Origin of the sequence: Robertmurraya korlensis NBRC 107688, from assembly GCF_001591645.1 — a bacterium.
Lineage (GTDB): Bacteria > Bacillota > Bacilli > Bacillales > Cytobacillaceae > Robertmurraya_A.
The window spans coordinates 94,023-116,525 of the sequence record NZ_BCVH01000008.1 but is presented as its reverse complement, the minus strand read 5'-3'; the positions used below and the strand labels follow the sequence as shown (position 1 = coordinate 116,525).

Below are 22,503 nucleotides of genomic sequence, written 5' to 3'. Positions count from 1 at the left end.
CAAATCATTATCCTCTCAGTTTTGCCATTCACTCATGATCTAAACGACCTTTAGGGAAATTTAAAACCCCTTCGCTAAGGCGAAGGGGACATGATCACAATCCATACTCTTTAATTTTGTTGTATAACGTACCTCTTGATATACCTAATAGGTTTGCGGCCGCACTTTTATTCCCATATGTCTTTCTTAATGCATTCTCTATTTCTACCACTTCTATCTTTCTTGCTTCCATTTCTTGTGTCGTTTCTTTTAATGTCATGCTTTTCTTCTCAACCACTTTAATAATATTTTCTGGTATCTCATCAATGGTAATCAGTGATTGATCTGATAATATGATAAATCGTTCTACTACATTTCGAAGCTCTCTTACATTCCCAGGCCAATCATATTCAACTAATATCTTCATCACTTTTGAATCAATTTCAGGAGTCGCTTTGTGGTAGCTGGAACAAAATTCACTAACATAGTGTCTAATAAGCGGGATGATATCCTCGGTTCTTTCACGCAAAGGAGGAATGTTAATGGTAATAACTGATAAGTGATAATATAGCTTTTCATTAAAATCACCCTCTTTGACTACATCCTCCAGCGATAAAGTTGAAGATGAAGCTACAATACGAGTGTTTGTCGTGATTTCTTCTGTTCCACCTACACGATAAAATGAATGGTTTACTAAATATTCTAATAATTTTTCTTGGAGTGGCAATGTCATCTTATCAATGTCTTCGATAAAGAGTGTTCCATTATACGCTTGTTCAATTTTTCCTATTTGTTTGCCTTGCCTTTCTTCCTCAAATGCATCGTTCTGAAAGCCAAATAACTCAATTTCTAACAGGGCAGGAGGAATCACCGAGCAGTTAACGGTTACATACGGGCCTGTGCTTTTAGAGCCTCCATAATGAATCGCTTGAGCAAGCATCTCTTTACCGGCACCCGATTCTCCTTTTAACAGAACAGGAATATCAGCATGGGCCACTTTTTGTGCCATCCCAATGGCTTCTTTTATTTTTTTTGAATTACCCACAATAGAGGAATAAGGATGATCTTGGTGAACAAGTACTGGCAATGAAGAGGTTAATTCTTCATTCAAACGTATAATTTTTGTAATATCTCTCTCAATTGCTATTCCACCTTCAATTTGATTATTCATAATGATAGGTGAGGCATTTATTAATACATGATTCACATCGTTCGGACGGTGATAGGCTCCTCGAACCGGTCTCCCTTCACGCAGTATACGATGCAATACAAGTGCTTCCGTATGGAAGTGGTCTTTTAGTTTCCTACCAATAATTTTTTCCTTTTTAATTTTATAGGTAAGTTCAGACGTATTATTCCAGCAGATAACATTACCTTCCTTATCAACAGCTGTAACCGCATCGTTAATAGTTTCTGATAATGTTTGGAAGTAAGTCGCCATTTTTTCATATTCCTGTTGCATGGAAGAAATCCACTTCTCGGCCGTTACAATTCCCAGTATTTTGTCGTTTGTATCCCTCAAAACAACCGGTCTTTTCCAATTCAACTCCTCCATGGTTAACTCACTTAAGGAAGCCACTGAAGAAGGTGCCCATTTCAATTCATTAATCCAATCTGTTATAGAAATACTTTCATTCCCAATGGTTAGAAGTTGTCGTTCATCTTTTGTAAAAGTATAGTACGCTTCATTAAGAGCCACAACCATGTGAGAAGAGTTGAGGTAATTCACTATCTCTCCTAATGGAGCATAACCATTTACAATTGTTTCGCACTCTTCCACTAAGTCAATCAATTTTTGAAACATACGATACATCCTTCCTTCACCTTTTTATTAACGTATCATATTTTATGCCTTTGTTTCTAGATTGAAAGACAATTTAAAGGGAAGAATAAGAAATTACTAGTTAAATACCAATTTCTTTTGATCCAACTTCAATTTATTCATTATGGAAAAATAATACTCTAATTCTCGTACAATCATGAGTAAATGCGCTCTCGCCTCAAACATTTCCCAATTTTCTGGAGGAGCTACCTTTCTAAAATCCTCTTCCACCCTTTTTAACTTTTCCAAATAGGGTTGTCCCATCCTACCTGTATAAAAGTAAGACGCAACATAATCTAGAAAATCAGCAATTATATACCGTTGCTCTATCATTGGATGTACTTGTTCAAGAGTAGGAAGCATCCTTACTAGTAAGTCCATTTGCTTCTCACGGATCGTAAAATAATGATAGTAGTAGTCTTCCTTTCTAAAAAAATTATTTTCTACTTCACGAAAGGCTATGGATTTGGCTTCTTTAATCAATTGTACAGTTTCCGTAATTTCTCTTTCTGTCCAAAGCTTTTTATTTGTTCGTAAATACTCTGCAATCTCTATTAGAATATGCTGTAACTTATTCTCCACTTCTACTTGTTTAAGAGTTAGCTTTCTTTCTAAACTTGGCATATACACATTCACAACTAATGCAGAGCCAATCCCGATTACCACTAATGCAACTTCATTGAATACCCCTTGAATCGTCAGGCTTCCAGAGGTGTAAATGTGTAGAATAATAACCGAGCTCGTAACAAACCCCTTCATTAATCTTCAAAATTACGGTTGTTGGAATAAAAAATAATAATAGAAGTCCTATTACCATCGGATAGAATCCGATCCATTCAAAGAAGAGGTATGTGAATGGGATCGATAGCATACAAGCAAAAAAACGTGAAGTAGCACTGTTTAATGATTTTTTCTTTGATGTTTGTACACATAATATAGTGATGATCGCACAAGTAGCGTAAAATTCCAATTTAAAATACTGACTAATCGTAATCGCTAATGAAACAGCAATTGCCGTTTTCACTGTTCGTAAGCCAATTTTGTACTTCATGGTAGAAAACTCCTCAACTCTTTTTAAAAGATCTACACTCTAATAAAGAAAAAACTGCTCCTCCTTTTGTGGTAGCAGTCTTTCTCATACCTACAGTCCTGTTAAATCCAACCTCTGAACTTAGATGCCTCTACTATTCTTTTTAATCCAACCATATATGCTGCTAATCTCATATTCACATTTAACTGGACAGATGTTTGATGTACTTTACTAAAAGAAGAGACTAGTATGTTCTTTAACTTCTCTTCTACCTCCTCCTCCGACCAATAGTACCCTTGATTATTTTGTACCCATTCAAAATAAGAAACAATGACTCCACCCGCGCTTGCAAGTACATCTGGAACAATAATGACCCCTTTATTTGTTAATATGTCCGTCGCATTTACCGTAGTAGGACCATTTGCTGCTTCCACAACTATTTTCGCTTGAATATTTGGTGCATTCTGCTCGGTAATTTGATTCGCAATTGCTGCAGGGATGAGAATATCACATGGCTTTTCTAGTAGCTCTTGATTTGATATTCGATTGGAAAACAATGTGGTTACTGTCCCAAAGGAATCTCTTGATTCAAGTAAGTAATCGATATCCAAGCCCTGAGGTTCATAAATGGCACCGTAAGCATCGGAGATTCCAGTGATGACAGCTCCTTCATCATATAGAAACTTTGCTAAGAAACTCCCCGCATTGCCGAACCCCTGAATGTTGATTTTTGATCCTGCTAGAGAAATCCCTGCTATTTTTGTCGCTTCTTTTAAGACAATCGTTACCCCTTTTGCAGTAGAGGACTCTCTTCCAACGGAGCCTCCTAACACAAGAGGTTTCCCAGTGATAAATCCCGGTGAATCAAATTCACGGATATGGCTATATTCATCCATCATCCATGACATAATTTGAGAATTTGTGAATACATCAGGGGCTGGAATGTCCTTTGTGGGACCTACAACTTGGCTAATTGCCCGAACGTACCCTCTACTTAAACGTTCAAGTTCAGCAAAGCTCATCTCTCTCGGATCGCATTGGATTCCACCTTTCCCTCCACCGTAAGGCAGTCCAGTAATTCCACACTTTATGCTCATCCATATGGACAGTGCCTTCACCTCATCCATTGTTACATCCGGGTGAAAGCGAATTCCACCTTTTGTTGGACCTACTGAGTCATTATGCTGAGCACGGTATCCAGTAAAGACCTTCACCGTTCCATCATCCATTTTAATAGGGATTCGAACCGTTAATAAGCGTAACGGTTCTTTAAGCAATTCTAAAACCTCTTGTCCATAATTCATCTTTTCAAGTGCTTGCTTCATAATTTTCTGTGTTCGATCTAATACATTTACCTGCTCGGCGCTCTTCTCTTCTACTAAAATGGGTTTCTCCTGTTTAACAATCATTGGCTTTCCCCTTCACTTAACTAGGCAATTTGTTTATATTTTTCAAATGTCTTATTTAAAGCATTTGATGGTGCTGGTGTTAATAAACTCGTAACTACAATTGCAATCGTACACACGAGGAAACCAGGTACAATTTCATAAAGAGTTTCCTGTAGCTTTGGAATATTCGCCCATATAATAACGGTAATCGTTCCGGTCAACATTCCTGCAAATGCTCCCCACATGTTCATTCGTTTCCAGTACAGGCTCATGAGGATTACTGGACCAAAGGCTGCACCGAATCCGGCCCATGCATAGCCTACTAGTGATAAAATGGTACCAGTTTTATTAAATGCAAGGATGACAGCAACCATCGCCACTATTAAAACGGCCAATCTACTAACAAATAACAATTCCTTGTCAGATGCTGCTCTTCGGAAAAAGGTTTTATAAATGTCCTCTCCTAATGAGCTAGCTGTCACGAGTAGCTGAGAGGAAATAGTACTCATCACCGCAGCTAAAAGGGCAGCAAGTAAAAAACCCGTAATTATCGGATGAAACAATATTTCGCTTAATTTAATAAAAACTGTTTCAGGATCATTTAATGGCAATCCCTCTTTTGTAAAGTAAGCTAGACCGATAAAGCCGGTAATCATAGCTCCTACGACCGAAATGATCATCCATCCCATTCCTATTCTTCTTGCTTTTTTAATATCCTTCACAGAGGAGATAGCCATAAAACGAACGATAATATGAGGCTGACCAAAGTATCCAAGACCCCAAGCCATAAGCGAAATAATCCCTAGTAAACTAGTCCCTTTAAAAATATTAAATAGAGTCGGGTCAATGGTATGGATTTCGTTGAATGTTGGTCCAATCCCGCCGACCTCCATAACTGTTACAGTTGGTACCAATATTAAAGCAGTAAACATAATCAATCCTTGGACAAAATCCGTCCAACTAACTGCTAGAAATCCTCCAAATAGGGTATATGCAACTACAACCGCTGTAATAATCCATAATCCAGCCTCATAATCCATGTTGAATGTTGTCTCAAATAATACTCCCCCCGATACCATTCCAGAGGAAACATAAAATGTAAAGAATACAATAATCACAATACCAGACATTAAGCGTAGCAAATTCGTTTTATCCCCAAATCGATTTTCCAAAAACGCCGGAATTGTCATAGAATTATTCGCGACCTCCGTATACGTCCGCAACCTTGGAGCGACGTATAACCAGTTTAAGTACGCCCCGATCGTTAAACCAATCGCAATCCAAGTGGCACTTAATCCTTGAGAGTACATAGCTCCCGGTAGCCCCATTAACAACCAACCACTCATATCAGATGCGCCTGCACTTAATGCGGTCACTGCCGGTCCTAGTGTTCTCCCACCCAACATATAATCAGAAACATTAGATGTTCTTTTATAGGCAAAATATCCAATTAACAACATACCTACCATATAAACCCCTATAGAAAAAATTAACTGTATATCCAAATGATATCCCCCTTTTTTAACTTGATCGCATGAAAATAGAGTTGCTATTTACTGGCTTTAGCATTCGACTAGTTTGTTTTTCTTGAAGTCATTTTGGCTTGTGTAAATAATAACAAGTAATCATAGCCCCCTGCTTTTGAATCCGTGCCTGACATATTAAAACCCCCAAAAGGATGAACCCCTACAAGAGCACCTGTACATTTCTTATTAATATATAGATTTCCGCAATGCATGTTACCTAACGCGTACTCAATTCGTTCTTCTTCTTGTGAGAAGAAGGCCCCAGTTAACCCATAGTCTGTATTATTATAGATACGTATCGCTTCTTCCCAATTAGAAGCTTTGCAGATTGCTAGGACCGGTCCAAAGATTTCCTCCTGCATGATTCGAGCATTCGAATCAACATCGGTAAAAATAGTTGGTTGAATATAGTAGCCATTTCCATCTGCCTTTGAACCTCCTGTTAACAATTCGCCTTCTTCTTTGCCAATTTCTATGTACTTCATCACTTTGTCGTATGACTTTTGGTCAATGACCGGGCCAACCGCTGCATTCTCCTCAGGTAACCCCTGTTGTAATTGTTTCGTTAGATGGACCACTTTCTCCACCACTTCTTCATAGACGGAATCCACAATGATCGCTCTTGAACCGGCAGAGCATTTTTGACCTTGAAAACCAAAGGCAGAAGCAACAATTCCAGATGCTGCGGCATCCAAATCTGCTGTCTCATCAACAACAACGCCATCTTTTCCACCCATTTCCGCAATCACACGCTTTAGCCAGATTTGTCCCGGTTGTACTTTCGAGGCACGCTCATAAATTCGACAGCCCACTTCACGAGAACCGGTAAAGGAAATGAATCTTGTTTTTGGATGTTCAACTAAATACTCCCCTACCTCTAATGCATCTCCCGGTAAGAAGGTAAGTACCCCCTCAGGTAAGCCGACCTCCTTCATTAATTGAACAAATTTTGCTGCTATTACTGGTGTGTTATCAGCTGGCTTTAAGATGATACAGTTCCCTGCTACGATGCCTGCCACAGTCGTTCCAGCCATAATGGCAAGCGGGAAGTTAAATGGAGAGATGACAATGCCAACACCTAGTGGTATATAACTAATATGGTTGTCATCACCATCGATTTTTGTTAAAGGTTGATGAATGTCTGTTTCACTTAATCGAATCATCTCACGTGCGTAAAACTCTAAAAAATCAATCGCTTCTGCTGTATCAGCATCAGCCTCTGCCCAATTCTTTCCTGACTCTAAAATCAATGCAGCAGAGAACTCATGCTTACGTTCACGCATTAAAGCAGCTGCTCGAAATAAATAGTCTGCACGCTCGGTTGGAGTCACCTTTTTCCATGTTTCAAAAGTACCTAATGCAACGCTCATCGCCTTCTCTGCCAAGTCGGAGGAACCTTTACTAACATAACCAATCACTTCGTCTATGTTTCCTGGATTGATTGAAGTAATTTGTTCTTCCGTGTAAACTTCCTCTGACCCAATATATAGTGGATATTTTCTTCCTAACTCGGCTTTAACTTTTTGTAATGCTAATTGCATCTCTTGGATATTTGTATCTATACTGAAGTCTGTAAATGGTTCATTTTTAAATGGTGCGATTGTCATTGTCGTTGTCATAATTATTACCCCTTTGTAAGTGTTTGATTTTTATTGAAAATAACTTGGTTTATTTAAATAAATTTTTCAAAACAAACCATACATTTGCTGGTCTTTCTGCAAGTCTTCTCATAAAGTAACCAAACCAGTCCATTCCGTATGGGACATAGACTCGCACTTTATATCCTTCTTTTACTAATTGATTTTGAAGATCCACACAAATTCCATAAAGCATTTGGAATTCGAATAAGTTTTTAGAAATATAGAATTTTTTTACCATCTCTTTTGTTTGAGCAATTACCTTCGGATCATGTGTTGCAATTGCTGTGTAATTTCCATTTAACAGATGCGTTTCTATGCATTTCATAAAGTTTGTATCTACATCTGCCTTTTCTGGAAAAGCCACTTCATGTGACTCTTTGTAGGCACCTTTTACTAAACGTAAATTTGCCTTATAGGTATTCAAATCTTTCATATCATTTTCCGTACGATACAAGTAAGCCTGTATGACAAGCCCTACATGCTCGCCGTAAATGTCCTTTAACTCTTTAAAAATATCAATAGTCACTTGTACGTGAGCATAATCCTCCATATCAATTCGAACAAAGTTTCCATACATTTTCGCTCGATCTAGTATTCTCTTCATATTTTTTACACATAGGTCTCTACTAATATCCAATCCAAGTGATGTCATCTTTAATGATAGATTAGATTGGACGGAGGACTTTGCAATCGCATCTAATGTAGCAATACACATACTTGCTGATTCATTCGCTTCTTCCTCCGTAAAAACAAACTCCCCTAAGTGATCAAGGGTAGCAACCTTTCCTTCCGCATTAAGTTTTTTTACCGCAGCGATTGCTGTCTTAATCGTATCTCCAGCAACAAAGCGAGTAGCTCCTAAACGTAATCCATATTTTTTCGCTAGTTTGTTAGCTGATGGATTCTTTCCAAGTGATTGGAACATATTTCTCATCATTAACTCCATAACATGCACCCCTTCGATATTTATCATTATGTAAATCCAAACTTGATAATTAAACAATTGTGTTTAAAATTCGCTAATCTCTTAAAATTTGAACAAAGTTGTTTAATAGATGAACCGATTATAGTACATAAAAAAGGAAGGAATGTACTATTCTGACATATAATCTGACATACTTTTTTGACTATTTTATAAAAAATCTATGTTTATGTAGCAAAAGAAAAGACACTTTGCCTCTTCGCAAAGTGTCTCTCCCTCTCTACTTACTGGTGGACTTTATTCCATATCCTCATGTACTCTTTTCTCATATTTGTAACTATTATAATGAAGAATTCTAACTGAAACTTTTACATCCTTTAATGAGTTTTTCTCTAAATACGATAATTAGTAGGATAATGATCATCGTAATAGGGGCTTCTGAGAGGAAATACGCACTTAACCAGATCATTAAGTCTCTTAAGGTGACATAGGAGCTTATAAATAAAAATAGGAAAACTGGAGCTAGAAATAAATAAGAGAAAATATGTCCAAATCGATTTCTTATCATGTAAAAGAATCCCTCATTGGGGCTATTTTTAATGATGTAATAAATTAACCAAAGAAACATTAGGGCAATTGGGTATGCAACTATTACACTTAACCAACTGTCTCTTCCGGCTGCTGTTAATAAGTTTGGAATAAGTATGACATGGTTTAGTAAACCAGTTGATAGAACTAGCAATAGAAATAATTGTCTTGGGAGTAGTATCTTTCCTAGGTTTTGCATAAAGTTCTCCTATTTGGCAGTTTTATTATTAACTTCACCTAAATTCCTATTTTTATGTTTTTACCCAGTATAAAACGTTAAAAAAACACCTTGTCTTTCGACAAAGTGTCCCTATTTCACACATGTTAGAAGCTTTCTTTCGTTCTTATTGGAATACATATTTTGATCAGCTTGAGCAAATAGTTTTGTCATTTGCCCAAGCGAATTTTGAGTAAAAGCAAAGCCAATAGATAGTTTAATCTCTATATTTGATAATCTTGCATTGTATTCATGGATGCTATTTAGTATTTGGGATACAAGCTGCTTTGCCTCTCCTTTTGTGGTTTCTGTAACGAGTAACACGAATTCGTCTCCACCTAATCGCGCCACCGTAATGTTCTCAGAGGAAAAATCATGGAGCACCCAAGCTGCATTTTTAATTAGTTCATCTCCTTGCTTATGTCCATATGTATCGTTCGTCACCTTTAAATCATCTAAATCACAAACTAGAATAGCCACAGAAGAGTTCGTATCCTCATTCAACACGGTGCACTCTGATTCGAAAAAATCTCTATTATATATTCCAGTTAATGAGTCATGATTCATTCGATATTCTAAATCTTGCTGAAATTTTATCCACTTCTTCCGCTCAACTTTCCTGTAGACCGGCAAAATCATTAGACCTAGAAGTAAACCTAAAGAGAAGTAAAGTAACCTCATATAATTTCCCTACTCACTTTGTGAATTATATTACAATTGGCAAATACTACTATTATTATAGTTCTTTATAACTACACTGTAAATAATTAGGTATATAACTTTAATGAAAAAAAGTAACTAGAATAGAGCTAGTTACTTTTTTATCAGATATTATTTTAGGCTTTTTTACCTTTAAGGAAGTACAAAACAAATAATAAAACAAACCATAATGGTGTCATTAACAGTGCAGGACGGGTAGCTTCTGCAATAAGCATGACAAGTAAAATAAATGCAAAAATTGCTAGAACTACATAGTTAATAAACGGTGTGAGTGGAGCTTTAAAGATTGACGCTTGGTGCAAATCTGGACGTGTTTTCTTATATCTAATATGAGAGATTAATATGATACTCCATACCCAGATGAAACAAATGGCACTAATGGTTGTCACTATGCCAAAGGCTTGCTCCGGGATCAATTTACTTAAAAGTGTGCCGACCGAAACGATAACAGTTGAAATGAATAACGCATTACTTGGTACGGCGTTTTTATTTAGTTTTGTAAGCATTCCCTTTCCACCATTTTGGCGTCCTAAGTTAAACATGATTCGGCTTGTTGAGAACAAACCACTATTACTTGCCGAAGCTGCAGAAGTTAATACGACAAAGTTAATGATCCCTGCCGCAACGGGAATACCAACCAGACTAAAGGTCTTAACAAAAGGACTAGTATCAGCATTTAATTGGTTCCATGGGTTAATACACAATAGGACAATTAATGCACCTACGTAAAAGAACAGGATTCGTAATGGAATTTTATTAATGGCAGATGGGATATTTTTCCTCGGATCTTTCGTTTCTGCAGCAGAAACACCCACCAGCTCGACTCCTACAAAAGCAAACACGACCATTTGAAACGAAAACAAAAAGCCGCTAATTCCATTCGGGAAAAATCCTCCATGTTGCCATAAATTTTGCACCGAAACAGTTCCAGCATCTGTTTTAAACCCAATGACAAGTAAGACAACACCAATGGCAATTAAAGCTAAAATCGTAATAACCTTAATAATAGCAAACCAAAACTCTAATTCTCCAAAGAGCTTTACTGTCAATAGGTTTAACCCTAATAAAATGACTAGACAGATAAGCGCTGGGACCCATTGCGGAATATCAAACCAATACTGTACATACATCCCAACGGCAATGATATCTGCCATCGCCGTCATAATCCAACAGAACCAGTACGTCCATCCTGTTACAAAACCTGCCCACGGTCCAATATAGTCTACAGCAAAATCAGTAAATGATTGATAACCTGCATTCGATAATAAAAGCTCCCCTAATGCTCTCATCACAAAAAATGTTGCGATACCTACTATTAAATAGGCTAAGATAATTGAGGGACCTGCTAATGAAATTGCTTTTCCTGAACCTAAAAATAATCCTGTACCAATCGTACCACCGATTGCAATTAGCTGTACGTGACGATTTTTCAGTTCCCTTTTTAACTCATGCTGTGCCACTTGAAATTCCTCCGTTTTCTCTCTAATAATTATTGTAAGAATAATAGCCATAAAAAAAGAGACTGGAGTTCCCCCCAATCTCTAAAACGTCAGAATAACAAATACACATAGTTGAATGCGAAAAAAGGGTTATCCCACTTTTCCATTCAAACCAATTAGTATCTCTACTCTTCTGTCCTTTTGCCTGAGATTGTGAACCCTTCGGCGTCGCAATAATGCGATCTCTCCAGAAGCCGCTCCTGTTATAGTTTGACCCACAACAATCATAGCTGCTTGATTATTTTATTTACAGCCTAAGTTTGTTACTTATAACAAACTATAAAGCTATTATTGTACAATAATTTGTAATTCTAGCAGTATTCTTTCAGTTGGTCAAGAATATTTTTGTGGTATGATGAACAATCGTACTTTTAAGATCCAACATTTTGATAACTTGATCCTTCAGCTTGTTCACTAGAAAATAAATTGATATTTGTTTTCCCCATCCTTTTTAAAAAGGCATCTACGACTACTGGGTCAAACTGTTTACCTCTCTCTTTACGTAATTCATTTAGCGTAAATTCTAATCTTCTTGCCTCACGATACACACGATGCGAGGTCATTGCGTCAAATGCATCAGCAACTGCCATAATACGAGCTTCTAATGGTATCTCCTCTCCCTTTAATCCTTTTGGATATCCCTTCCCGTCATAGCGTTCATGGTGATATAAGATCATATTTAATATCCCACTTTTCTCAAACGGCTTTATATGCTTTACCAATTCATATCCAATCGTGGGGTGTTGTTTAATATGAGAAAATTCATCCGTCGTTAATTTAGCAGATTTATTTAACACATTTTCCGAAATGCCAATTTTCCCAATATCATGAAGCAAACCACCAATATAAATATTTTTACATACGTTTTGCTTTAGTTTTAACTCTTCGGCTATCGATTTTGAATAATTCGCCACGTTGTTCGAGTGGAAAGCTGTATAATTATCTCTTGAATCCAACGTGTTAGCTAAAGAGGTGATAAGATCTATCATATTTCTTTTCTCACCAATATACTTTTCAATCAGAACCATAATAAACGTAGCCATTACAAAGTACCAAACCCATTGCAGGAGGGTTACTTGAATACTGAAATCGGGTACATGGTAAGCTCCAATAAGCGATATAACTCCGCTAGTAAAAATTTGTATCCACACTTTTCGAAATGATAATGCGGCAAAACAAAGGATAATTAAAGTTACTAACATGAAAATATCTCGATTATTTATGTATTCGCCACTAAAAAAATAAAGGATAACCGTTCCACCAAATAACCAACGGTAAATATCAGTTCTCTCTAACAAAACAGACCACCTAGATCTCATATATATATCTTCTCCTACTTTTTCATTCAAACTTCACTCATTATTAAAGATAAACCTTAAGAAAACCTTAAAAGGATATAGTAATGAAAAAAATGCAGTCCCCCGAAGGAGGAACTGCATTTCTAAAAGTCTATGATCTCATTTTAAAGAATTCTATCTTTTCTCTCATTTCATTCGTCATTCCACCTAAGCTTCCTGCCGAAGCTGCTACTTCCTCCGTCGATGACGACATTTCTTCTGCTGAAGCAGAAATCTCTTCGGCAGATGCTGCTACATTCTCAGCAATGGCTCCTGCTTTATCAATTTCTGTAAGAATCGCATTTTTATCCCTTTGTATTTTTCCTGACGATTCTTTCGTTTCTTTGATTTTTGGCGTAATTCTCTCAACAGCATGTATGATTTCTTCAAAGGAATGGACGGTTGCATCTAGTTGTGTTCTTTGCAATAACAGTTCCGTGTTTACTTCTTCAGTCGAACCTACCATCTTTCCAGTGTCAATTGATACTCCTTTAATGATCGTATCAATCTTCTCGGATGATTCCCTACTCTTTTCAGCTAATTTTCTAATTTCATTCGCCACTACCGCAAATCCTTTTCCGGATTCTCCAGCTCTAGCTGCCTCAATCGCGGCATTAAGTGCTAACAAGTTCGTTTGATCGGCAATGGAATTAATGATTTCTGTCATTTCATTTACCTGGCGTATATTCATTTCCACCGATTTTACTTGTTGAATTAATTCCATGAAATTTTCATTTAATGCCTCAAAAGATGTAATCATACGACCAATTTCCTCGCTGCTTTCATTCGCCATCCCCATGATAGAGTTGGTAGAAGCATCGACCTCATTAATGGACTGATTCACAGAATCCAAATCTGCTCCGAATCGATTAATAATGGTATTTACATTTCTTAATTTTTCAAATTGCTCTGATGCCCCTTCGGCCACGTCTGCTATCGCCAAAGCCACATTCTCAGAAGTTGCGCTCATTTCCTCAGAGAAGGATGATAAATTTTGTGCATGATCATCGATGCTCAATGCATTCGCCTGGAAGTTCTTGATTACATTCGTAAGATTATTCTGCATGGTGAAAAGCGCTCTTCCAATATCGCCTAATTCATCTTTTCTTTGCAATTCTTTTTCCTCAAATTCATTTACGAGATGCCCTTCTGCAACAAGCTCTGCAATATGACTATATTTCTTCGCTGTTTTTCCCATTCGGTTAGAATAGATCACAATTAATATAGTTACAACTGCAATAGAAACGAGGCCCGTGATGACAAAAATATAAAACAATGTATTTAAGTTTTTAAATAAGTTCGTTTCACTTACACTGATTCCAATCTTCCATTTCGTATCTGGGATTGTTGCATAATAAAAAAGATACTTCTCGTCATTTGCCGTGTATTCTGTTTTTCCTTTCTCATCTGCCAACATTTTTTCAGCAGCAGCAGTTAAAGACTGATTATCATCTTCTTTGATGTTTTCAGTAGTAAGACGGTCTTCCTCTACACCACCTAAATAAATACCTTCAGCCTCAACTAACAAAGCCTTACCTTCGTAATCGATTTTCAAATTACTAATTAACTTTTGAATACTACTAATATCCATATCTACCGTCACAACACCGGTTAGCTTATCATCAGATTGCTGGATTGGATATGCCGCCGTTACCATAGAAACATTGGTAGATGGATCAACATACGCCTTAGTCCAACCTCCCTCAGATTGCGAACCAACTTGGTACCACTCTGTCGACCAAATATCAAGGTCACCTGTTGTATACGAATCGTCTGTAACAACGCTGCCTCCATTTTTATAAGCAAACGGTGCATACTTCTCTTTTCCCTTAAAGGCAGATGGAGCGAACCAAACACCCATCCCAAATGTTTCTTCGTACATCGGAATATAATTTAATAACAATTCATCATAATCACTCTCATGTAATAACTCAGAATGGGATTCAACCGTCTTTGCCATGCTCTTAGCAAGGCCTTTTTCCGTTTCTAAAATATTATTAATCGTTTGTACCGTTTCTTGTAGCTTAGTTGCCATTTGATTATCCAATTGGTTTGCGATGATATTCTTCGAAAATGTATAACCAATTGTAGATATCACAATAAGAACAATAATAACCACAGGGATAATAAAAGAGATCATTGATGTTGCAATGCTTTTCTTACGTAGTTGTTTTCTCATGTGTCCCCCTCCTAGTACTCTCATTAGTAGCTTGAGAGTCTTCTTAGCTATTTATCGACTAGTACACATATTTATTAAGTTCTATTACCACTTTCTAGAACTTTCCACAAATTAGTATATACAAGTACCTAAAGAGTAAAAAACACAATGATTCAACCATTGTGTTTTTTTACTCTACATATTCTTTTAAGGCTACATACTCTTTCACTAATAGCTTTTTATTACCTTGTTGAGAAATTAAACCTAAACTCTCAAACTTACTGAATTTACGACTAATTGTTTCTCTAGTTACCCCTACATAGCTTGCCACTTCTTCTCTTGTTATGGGGAGATGTATGAGAATTCCGCCGCTTTCCTCTGTTCCGAACTTTTGACAAAATTCTAGAATCATATGAGCAATCCTTACTTCAGGATCCTTGGTGGCTAAGTTCTGTACGAGCGTTTCCGTATGTGCTAGTCTTTTTGTCAAAGCTTTTAGTAATTTTATAGAGATTTCTGGATTTGCTTCCATGATTCGGTCAATATCATCTTTTGTAATGATACAAATCTCTGTGTCTGCTATTGCATACACACTGAAATTATTGACTTCTTCGTTATTGAAAAGGTGTAGCTCACCAAAGAATTCCCCGCTTGTTAAAATATATAAAATCTGTTCTTTTCCATCAATGGTGAACTTTGATACTTTGACTTGGCCTTTGTTCACAATAAATAACCGATTGGATTTCTCTCCTTCATGTAAAAGCAACTCTCCCTTTTTAAATTGGGTATGCTTGGCCATCTTTGCAACTTTTAGGATTTCTTCCTCAGATAATGCTCCAAAGATTGGTACTTTTTTGGGGCAAGGTCCAAGCATTTTATCATGACTACAACTCATTTCCTTCATAATCATCACCTATATTATTTATTTCTATTGATAATGAATCTCATAAAAATATACCATAAGCTATTCATGGATTTTGTGCTTTACATCACTGCTAGTAAAAAAGACCACAGCTAATGGTTAGCTGCGATCTTTGCTTTATTCCTTTACCACTGCGAATTGATCAGTATCTTCTCCACAAACCGGACATACCCAATCTTCTGGCAGCTCTTCAAACGGTGTTCCTGGTTCCACGCACTCATCAGGATCCCCTATCGCCGGGTCGTAAATATATCCACATGGTAAGCATATATACTTTTTCATTCCAGTTTCCTCCTTCGTGTTAAGCTGGTTGTGACAGCCTTTCCTTTACCAAACTCATTAATTCCTTCACCGAAACAGTATCTAATGAAATTCCATTCAGGGAAGTCTTCTTTTCAATCGCCATTTTATAAGGTGTGGAGGCAACGATGCCTTCTAGAGAGATTACACCAACTATTTTCTCGTCTTTAATAAAAATTCTCGTGTATTTTTCATCTCCATCTTCATCAATAATGGTTGTATCACACTGACCTTCATCCACTAATCCTATAGAAAACAACGATATACCAAAGGCATTAAATACAGTAAAGGGGGTTGTTTTCTCATACCATTCAGTAGCTGATGCCATATTTTTGCCTGCAACCTTCCCCTGGTCCATTGCCCGGCCCCATAATCCTTCTACTTCACCATGAAGCTCGGTCACATCACCTGCTGCATACACATTCGGTAGGTTTGTCTCCATCCTTTCATTTACGATGATTCCTCTATTTGTTTGAATAGAAGTATTTACGACGAGATCGAGATTAGGTACGACACCGATTGAGTAAATAACACTATCACACAATATTCTCGTTTCATTTAAGAGAATCCCTTCTACTTGATCGTTACCAACAATCTCTTTAATGGAGGCATTCAAGTAGATATCCACACCAGCTTCTTCTATTTTCCTTTTTAGTAGTGCGCTAGTCTTTTCATCTAGCTGCCTTGCCATCAACCTTGGGGCAACTTCCACAATCGCAACCTTTTTCCCTGCCTGTAAAATAGACCATGCAGTTTCTAGCCCTTGAATCCCTCCGCCGATATTCACAACACTCTCTTTATCCTCAATGAATGTTTTGAAGTCTTCTGCTTCATGCATTTCTCTAATGGTAAAAACTCCTCTTCTATCCACTCCATTAACCGGTAGTCTTCTGTTTTTTGCCCCTGTACACAGGAGGAGTTTATCGTAGAAAAACGTATCACCTGTATCTGTAAAAAGTTGATGCTCTACGGTATTGATACTGACAATTTTTGTATTCGGGTAGGTTCGGATATTTTGCGTCTCATACCACTTTTCCTTTTTGAGTAGGACTTTTTCACTTCGTAAGTCCGAGAATAATTCTTTTGATAATTTGATTCTATTATATGGAAGTAACTTCTCAGCTCCAAACAGGGAGATATGGGATTCTTTATCAATATCCCTTATTGCTTTCGCTGCATTCACAGCAGCGACACCTGTTCCAATAATACAGTAATGTTTCATCATTTCTTCACCACCCTTTTCTTAAATCGCACTTAATAGTAAATCAGCAACGAATGTTGTTGAGTGCTCAATTTTTTTCAATTGCTCATCATTTGGTGAGAATCTTACTCTTACTGGAAATTCTACATGAGTCATCCCTGTTGTTTTGATGACGTGAGAGGTGCTTTGAACATTCATATTTGTTTCATGTAAGTAATCTTGAATGACTTCAATGGCTTCTCCACTCCAACCATAGGAACCAAAAGCAGCTGCAATCTTTCCTTCAAGATTCATTTCCTTTAAGTCCTTAAGCACCTCTTCAAGATTTCCAATCATATCTGCGTACTTTGTTGAACTACCAATAAATACAGCATCTGCTGCTTTAATACTTGCAAGAATATCACTTTTTTCGGACTTGTCTGCATTAAAGATTGAGACATTAATTTGATTTTCTTCTAATATTCTCTTGATACTCTCGGCTACCTTTTTTGTATTGTTTCTAAGACTTGTATATACAATGGTTGCTTTTTTATCATCGATCGTATCTGCACTCAGTGTTGCATACAAATCAATGTACTTTTGAATATCCTTTCGCAAAATGTAACCATGAGACGGAGCAATCATTTGGACATCCAAATCTTCTAATGCTTGAATTAATGTTCGTACGTATCTTCTATGTGGATGAATAATGGCATTGTAGTATCCAATGAAATCCTCTGTAATATCAAAGCCTGCTTCATCTGCAAAAAAAGTATTACTAGCCACATGTGTGCTAAAGATATCACAAGGGTATAAAACTTTATCTTCTATGCAATACGTGATCATCGTTTCTTCTGTATGCAGGTAAGGAGTTTCTTTAAATTTCAGTGTTTTCCCCCCGATATCCAATGTATCTCCATCTTTAATGACTAAGAAATTCCTGCTATGAAGTTTGTACATTTCCTTTAGTTCATTTACCGCAGGGGAAGTACATACAATTGTCGCATGTGGAGCTCTCCCAGCTAGCGCTGCTAGTCCACCTGAATGGTCTGGTTCCGTATGATTAATAATGATATATTGTATTTCCTCAGGATTGATTAACTCACTTAAGTACTCAACAAACTCTCTACCAAACTGCATATCTACCGTATCAATAACCGTAGGCTTCGCAGTCTTTAGCAAGTAGGCATTATAGGTCGTCCCTTTCCCAAGTATTAAACGGTGAAATGGAACTTCTCGATCATCAATCTTTCCAATCCAGTACGTATCTTTCGCTATCATTACTTTATTCATCTATTTATTCCTCCTAGTATTTTCATGAAAGTGTTTCTCAACTGAACTCATCATACATCTCCCCAGAAATAAAAATGAGGATTTGAATCACAATTTAAAAAAAGAGTTGATCAAGGTTATGTATCACCATGATCAACTCTTTAGATATATTTATTTCTTCTCTGACAGCCAGTTTGCGATCAAGGCTGCCTCTTTGTCTGAAACCAAACCACCAGGCATGGATCCTTTTCCATGTATAGTGATATGTTCGATTTCCTCCTTTGTTAATTTGCTGCCTACCACTTCAAGACTTGGCCCGGACGCACCTGATAAATCCCCACCATGACAAGCAATGCATGAGTTTCCATAAAGGCTCTTTGCCTCAGCTGTTGCTTCTTCTGTTTTATCTTCCGCTTTCGTTTCTTCCTCAGTCTCTTTGGACTCTTCCATCTCTTGAATTCCTACAGCAGAATATGGAACAAATTGGATTTCATGTGGTGTCCCTTGTGCAGGCATCTCATTAATGAGTGAGCCATCTTCTGTATTCCACACTTGTATACCGCCTAAAGTGCTACTCCCTAATTGGTACGGGTATCTGCTAGGATCCATCCCATGATTCATGGTCCATAATTCTTTACCATCCGGACTTATTCCTGTATGCGCTGGTACAGTAGCTCCCTTTACGTTCCATACTTGTTTATAATCTTTGGTCTTATATTTAAAAATTTGGTCCCCATAGGTCGTAAAATAGACGTAATCTCCATCGGGACTGAACGATAAATGAATGGGAGACTGCTCCGTTTTAATCGTATGGATCACTTCAAGTGTCTTGACATCAATAACGGGAACAATATTTTCATTCATGACCGCTGCCCAGGCTTGCTTTCCGTCTGGTGTTAAGTTTATTCCATGAACCATCCCACCGAACGTCATTTCCTTCACAACCTCATGTTTTTTCCAGTCAATTGCAAAGACTTTTCCGCCTTCATGAACGGAAACGAATAGGTAGGGTGAATCAATTGCTTTTCCATCCCAATACATGGACGGGGAAATATAATCGTTGCCCATTCCTGTTTTAATATCCTTAATTTTTTTATGTGTGGTCGTATCGATGACCGAGACGGTATCAGCATATTGATTGGCCACATAAAGATACTTATCATCAGGTGTTAAAGCCGCATGATGTCCGCCTAATCCAGCCTCCGATCTCCATAACTCTTTAAAAGTTTTAGGGTCATAAGCAATTACTTCCGATGGTTTGTCGTATTCATACCAATTCACTGTATATAGAACACTAAAGTCCTTCGGAAAAACGATGGCATGGACATCGTGCAAATTTGGATAATACGGCTGAGTTCGTTCATATTTTGGTCCTTCTACTTCAATTTGTGATACTAATTTATGGTACTTAGCATCCGCAACCCAGATTTTATTACTAACTCCACCACCAATAAAAGCAAGACTCTCACTGCCAAGTGTATCTCCAGCTAAACGTAGTCCGAGCTCCTCGGCTGTTTCCACTTTCCCTTGAGAAACTGTTTTTCCCTCGGTCGCTTGATTTTGTTCCTTTTCTGTACAGCCACCCATAATAGCTAGTAATAAAGCAAATAAAATAACAAAAATAGAGTTTGTTTTAGACAATCCATTCACTTCCATATCTATAGTTTATTCTTCTTATTTAGCCGTAATAAGAATATACGAATTCATTATAACTATCATTAGTTGGTTTCTAGCAAGAGAGGATCATAGTTCACTAAATTGCTATAAGTTTTGTGAACATTCTATGTAGTAGCTAAAAAAAATTTATTAGAGCTTAAGTTTATTACCAACACCACGTTGGTAAACTAATTAGAAGTTTAAATGGAATAAAGGGTGTGTATTGCATGTTGGATTTTTTCAAGAGTCAGGAAACGCTTACTAGTATGGAGTGGGTGCTTCGAGCCGTTGTAGGTTTTATTTTTCTATTGATTGTAGCTAGAGTATTAACTCAACGATCCATATCTCAATTAAGACTTCTTGATTTTGTTATTGCTTTAGTTATTGGAAATATCATTGCCCATCCGTTATCCGATCAACATCTTGGACTAAAGGGATCTATGATAACAACGGCTGTATTAATGGTTTTATATATCTCCGGGGTATATATGATTCTGAAATGGCCATGGTTTAGAAGACTAGTCAATAGCCCTCCCATTACGATTGTAAAGGACGGCAACATCCTGTATGAAGGGTTGAAAAAAGCAAAAATATCCCTAGATGTTTTACTTGAAGAATTACGTGAAGGACAAGTAGATGATGTGAAGAAAGTAGTCCTAGCCACTTGGGAAGCAGATGGAAAAATATCATTTTTCTTAGACCCTAAATACCAACCCATTACCCCTTCAACGTTAGGAATTAAAACAGAGCCTTACGAACATCCTAGGACGATTATTAAGGAAGGTACAATAATTACTTCTGAATTAGAGGAAATTCAGAAAAACGAAGAATGGGTTACTACTAAGTTAGAAAGAATCTATCAAACCAGTGTAAGTAATGTTCTTCTTGCAACCATTGATAATAAAGATAACTTGAAAATATTTTTATACAAATAAAATAAATGGTCAGCCAATTTTATATTTACTGTTGGCTGACCATTTTTTGTTACTTTTTTAATTATTTATGTCACAAAAACCTCTCCTCCTCGTCATGATTGATGAAAAGATAACTAGGAGGTTTTTTATATGAATCAAAAGTGGGATGTTGTTATTATTGGTGGAGGTTTAGCAGGGTATATAGCCGCCAACTATTTAGCGAAAAGTGATTTATCTATTTTAATACTTGAAAAGGGAAACAAGGTTGGCGGGAGAGCTCAAACAGAGAAAATTAAACAAGATTATTTTAATTTGGGACCTCACGCCCTTTATAAAAAAGGAAAAGCAGCAGTCATTCTCGAAGAGTTAGATATAAAACTGGATGGAGGTTCACCTAAGCTAGGCGGAATATTAACTCGAAACACTAAAGAATATACAGCCCCTTTTAATCCATTGGGACTACTTACAACAAGTCTATTTAATTGGAAGGAACGGATAGAATGGATTTTCATTTTATCAAAAATTCAAAAAGTCGATACACAGGCGTTAGCTGACCAAACCTTTCAGCAATGGGTGGAGAATGGTGCTCAATCAGAAAACGTCCAATCACTGCTTTATGCACTTGGTAGACTTTCAACTTACTGTCATTATCCTGAAAAAGTTAGCGCAAAAATAGTTGTTACTCACATTAAGACTTCCTTGGGCGGAGTACTCTATTTACATGGCGGTTGGCAAACAATCATTGACCAACTCCACAATAAAGCAGTCATAACAGGTGTACAGATTAAAACTCATTCTATTGTCAAACAAGTTATTCCAACCGAGCATCACAGTCTAAAAATTATTCTTTCAAATGATGATGAAATTGCCTGTAAATATGTAATAAGTACAACTGGACCAGTTGAACTAACTAAGCTTTTAGGCGAAATCGAGAATGTAAAAGCGAATACTATTTTTCCCCAACTAACACCTGTCAAAGGTGCTAGTTTAGATATTTCTTTATCTCAGCTTCCACACCCTAAGAAGTTATTTGCTTTAGACATGAATGATTCCCTTTATTATTCCGTACATTCAAATGTTTCCTCCCTCTCAGAAAATCGTAAAAACTCGATCGTTCATGTGTTTAAATACTATCACCCTGATGATTCCATTGATTTGATTAAGGTAAGAAATGAGCTTGAGCAATTTTTAGAAACGTTCCAGCCAGGATGGAGAGACTTTTGTGTTACAAGTCGTTTTCTTCCAAAAATCACTGTAAATCAACGTCTTCCCCTAGTTGGACATGAAAAATATTTCCAACGTTCTGAAACTGAAATCCCTGGATTATATATAGCAGGAGATTGGGCCTCTCCGCATTATATCTTGTCAGAGGGGGCTGCTTGCAGTGGGAAACTAGCAGCAGAGGAAATTATCCAAAAAGAGAAGAGGTGATT

At 37.1% G+C, this 22,503-nt stretch carries 19 protein-coding genes and 1 riboswitch; of the genes, 2 read left to right on the top strand and 17 right to left on the bottom strand.

What is annotated here, in order from left to right:
• Window positions 1-94: 94 nt before the first annotated feature.
• The 17 genes from BKO01S_RS12725 to BKO01S_RS23950 all read right to left on the bottom strand — a co-directional run bounded on the left by BKO01S_RS12725 (window position 95) and on the right by BKO01S_RS23950 (window position 20,141).
• Complete coding sequence (locus BKO01S_RS12725; RefSeq protein WP_066054313.1) at window positions 95-1,792, bottom strand: sigma-54 interaction domain-containing protein; 1,698 nt, start codon at window positions 1,790-1,792, stop codon at window positions 95-97.
• Window positions 1,793-1,879: 87 nt separating this feature from the next.
• Entirely contained in the window at window positions 1,880-2,560 is a 681-nt protein-coding gene (locus BKO01S_RS24880) for an aromatic acid exporter family protein (RefSeq protein WP_269748523.1), read from the bottom strand.
• Window positions 2,478-2,852: an aromatic acid exporter family protein gene (locus tag BKO01S_RS24875; RefSeq protein WP_269748522.1), complete on the bottom strand. Its 375-nt coding sequence runs from the start codon at window positions 2,850-2,852 to the stop codon at window positions 2,478-2,480. Before BKO01S_RS24875 ends, BKO01S_RS24880 begins: the two co-directional genes overlap by 83 nt.
• Window positions 2,853-2,953: 101 nt before the next feature.
• Entirely contained in the window at window positions 2,954-4,240 is a 1,287-nt protein-coding gene (locus BKO01S_RS12715; protein WP_066054311.1) for a Glu/Leu/Phe/Val family dehydrogenase, read from the bottom strand.
• 20 nt (window positions 4,241-4,260) lie between these two features.
• The gene (putP, locus tag BKO01S_RS12710; RefSeq protein WP_066054309.1) at window positions 4,261-5,724 is read right to left on the bottom strand and encodes a sodium/proline symporter PutP; all 1,464 of its coding nucleotides are present in this window, start codon (window positions 5,722-5,724) and stop codon (window positions 4,261-4,263) included.
• A 68-nt stretch (window positions 5,725-5,792) separates the two neighbouring features.
• Window positions 5,793-7,364: an L-glutamate gamma-semialdehyde dehydrogenase gene (gene pruA, locus BKO01S_RS12705; RefSeq protein WP_066054306.1), complete on the bottom strand. Its 1,572-nt coding sequence runs from the start codon at window positions 7,362-7,364 to the stop codon at window positions 5,793-5,795.
• A 49-nt stretch (window positions 7,365-7,413) separates the two neighbouring features.
• The gene (locus tag BKO01S_RS12700) at window positions 7,414-8,331 is read right to left on the bottom strand and encodes a proline dehydrogenase family protein (protein ID WP_066054304.1); all 918 of its coding nucleotides are present in this window, start codon (window positions 8,329-8,331) and stop codon (window positions 7,414-7,416) included.
• A gap of 331 nt (window positions 8,332-8,662) precedes the next feature.
• Entirely contained in the window at window positions 8,663-9,094 is a 432-nt protein-coding gene (locus tag BKO01S_RS12695) for a GerAB/ArcD/ProY family transporter (protein ID WP_066054302.1), read from the bottom strand.
• Between the two features lie 111 nt (window positions 9,095-9,205).
• Window positions 9,206-9,793, bottom strand: coding sequence for a GGDEF domain-containing protein (locus BKO01S_RS12690; protein ID WP_066054300.1), 588 nt, complete (start codon window positions 9,791-9,793; stop codon window positions 9,206-9,208).
• 155 nt (window positions 9,794-9,948) lie between these two features.
• On the bottom strand, window positions 9,949-11,292 hold the full coding sequence (locus BKO01S_RS12685) for an amino acid permease (RefSeq protein ID WP_066054481.1): 1,344 nt from the start codon (window positions 11,290-11,292) through the stop codon (window positions 9,949-9,951).
• Window positions 11,293-11,454: 162 nt separating this feature from the next.
• A riboswitch (glycine riboswitch) is annotated at window positions 11,455-11,532 on the bottom strand.
• 170 nt (window positions 11,533-11,702) lie between these two features.
• Window positions 11,703-12,650, bottom strand: coding sequence for an HD-GYP domain-containing protein (locus BKO01S_RS12680; RefSeq protein WP_084362066.1), 948 nt, complete (start codon window positions 12,648-12,650; stop codon window positions 11,703-11,705).
• A gap of 130 nt (window positions 12,651-12,780) precedes the next feature.
• The gene (locus BKO01S_RS12675) at window positions 12,781-14,847 is read right to left on the bottom strand and encodes a methyl-accepting chemotaxis protein (RefSeq protein WP_066054296.1); all 2,067 of its coding nucleotides are present in this window, start codon (window positions 14,845-14,847) and stop codon (window positions 12,781-12,783) included.
• Window positions 14,848-15,016: 169 nt separating this feature from the next.
• Window positions 15,017-15,721 (bottom strand): Crp/Fnr family transcriptional regulator, encoded by a 705-nt coding sequence (locus BKO01S_RS12670; protein ID WP_232311235.1) that lies wholly within the window; start codon window positions 15,719-15,721, stop codon window positions 15,017-15,019.
• A 144-nt stretch (window positions 15,722-15,865) separates the two neighbouring features.
• On the bottom strand, window positions 15,866-16,030 hold the full coding sequence (gene rd / locus BKO01S_RS12665) for a rubredoxin (RefSeq protein WP_066054292.1): 165 nt from the start codon (window positions 16,028-16,030) through the stop codon (window positions 15,866-15,868).
• Between the two features lie 19 nt (window positions 16,031-16,049).
• Complete coding sequence (locus tag BKO01S_RS12660) at window positions 16,050-17,273, bottom strand: NAD(P)/FAD-dependent oxidoreductase (RefSeq protein WP_066054290.1); 1,224 nt, start codon at window positions 17,271-17,273, stop codon at window positions 16,050-16,052.
• 18 nt (window positions 17,274-17,291) lie between these two features.
• Entirely contained in the window at window positions 17,292-18,521 is a 1,230-nt protein-coding gene (locus BKO01S_RS12655) for an FprA family A-type flavoprotein (protein WP_066054288.1), read from the bottom strand.
• Between the two features lie 150 nt (window positions 18,522-18,671).
• Window positions 18,672-20,141: a c-type cytochrome gene (locus BKO01S_RS23950; protein ID WP_198158810.1), complete on the bottom strand. Its 1,470-nt coding sequence runs from the start codon at window positions 20,139-20,141 to the stop codon at window positions 18,672-18,674.
• Between the two features lie 245 nt (window positions 20,142-20,386).
• Between BKO01S_RS23950 and BKO01S_RS12645 the strand changes: the two genes are divergently transcribed.
• Together BKO01S_RS12645 and BKO01S_RS12640 are read left to right on the top strand one after the other, a co-directional pair.
• Window positions 20,387-21,091, top strand: coding sequence for a DUF421 domain-containing protein (locus BKO01S_RS12645; protein ID WP_066054478.1), 705 nt, complete (start codon window positions 20,387-20,389; stop codon window positions 21,089-21,091).
• A gap of 129 nt (window positions 21,092-21,220) precedes the next feature.
• Entirely contained in the window at window positions 21,221-22,501 is a 1,281-nt protein-coding gene (locus BKO01S_RS12640; RefSeq protein WP_066054286.1) for a phytoene desaturase family protein, read from the top strand.
• Window positions 22,502-22,503: the final 2 nt, after the last annotated feature.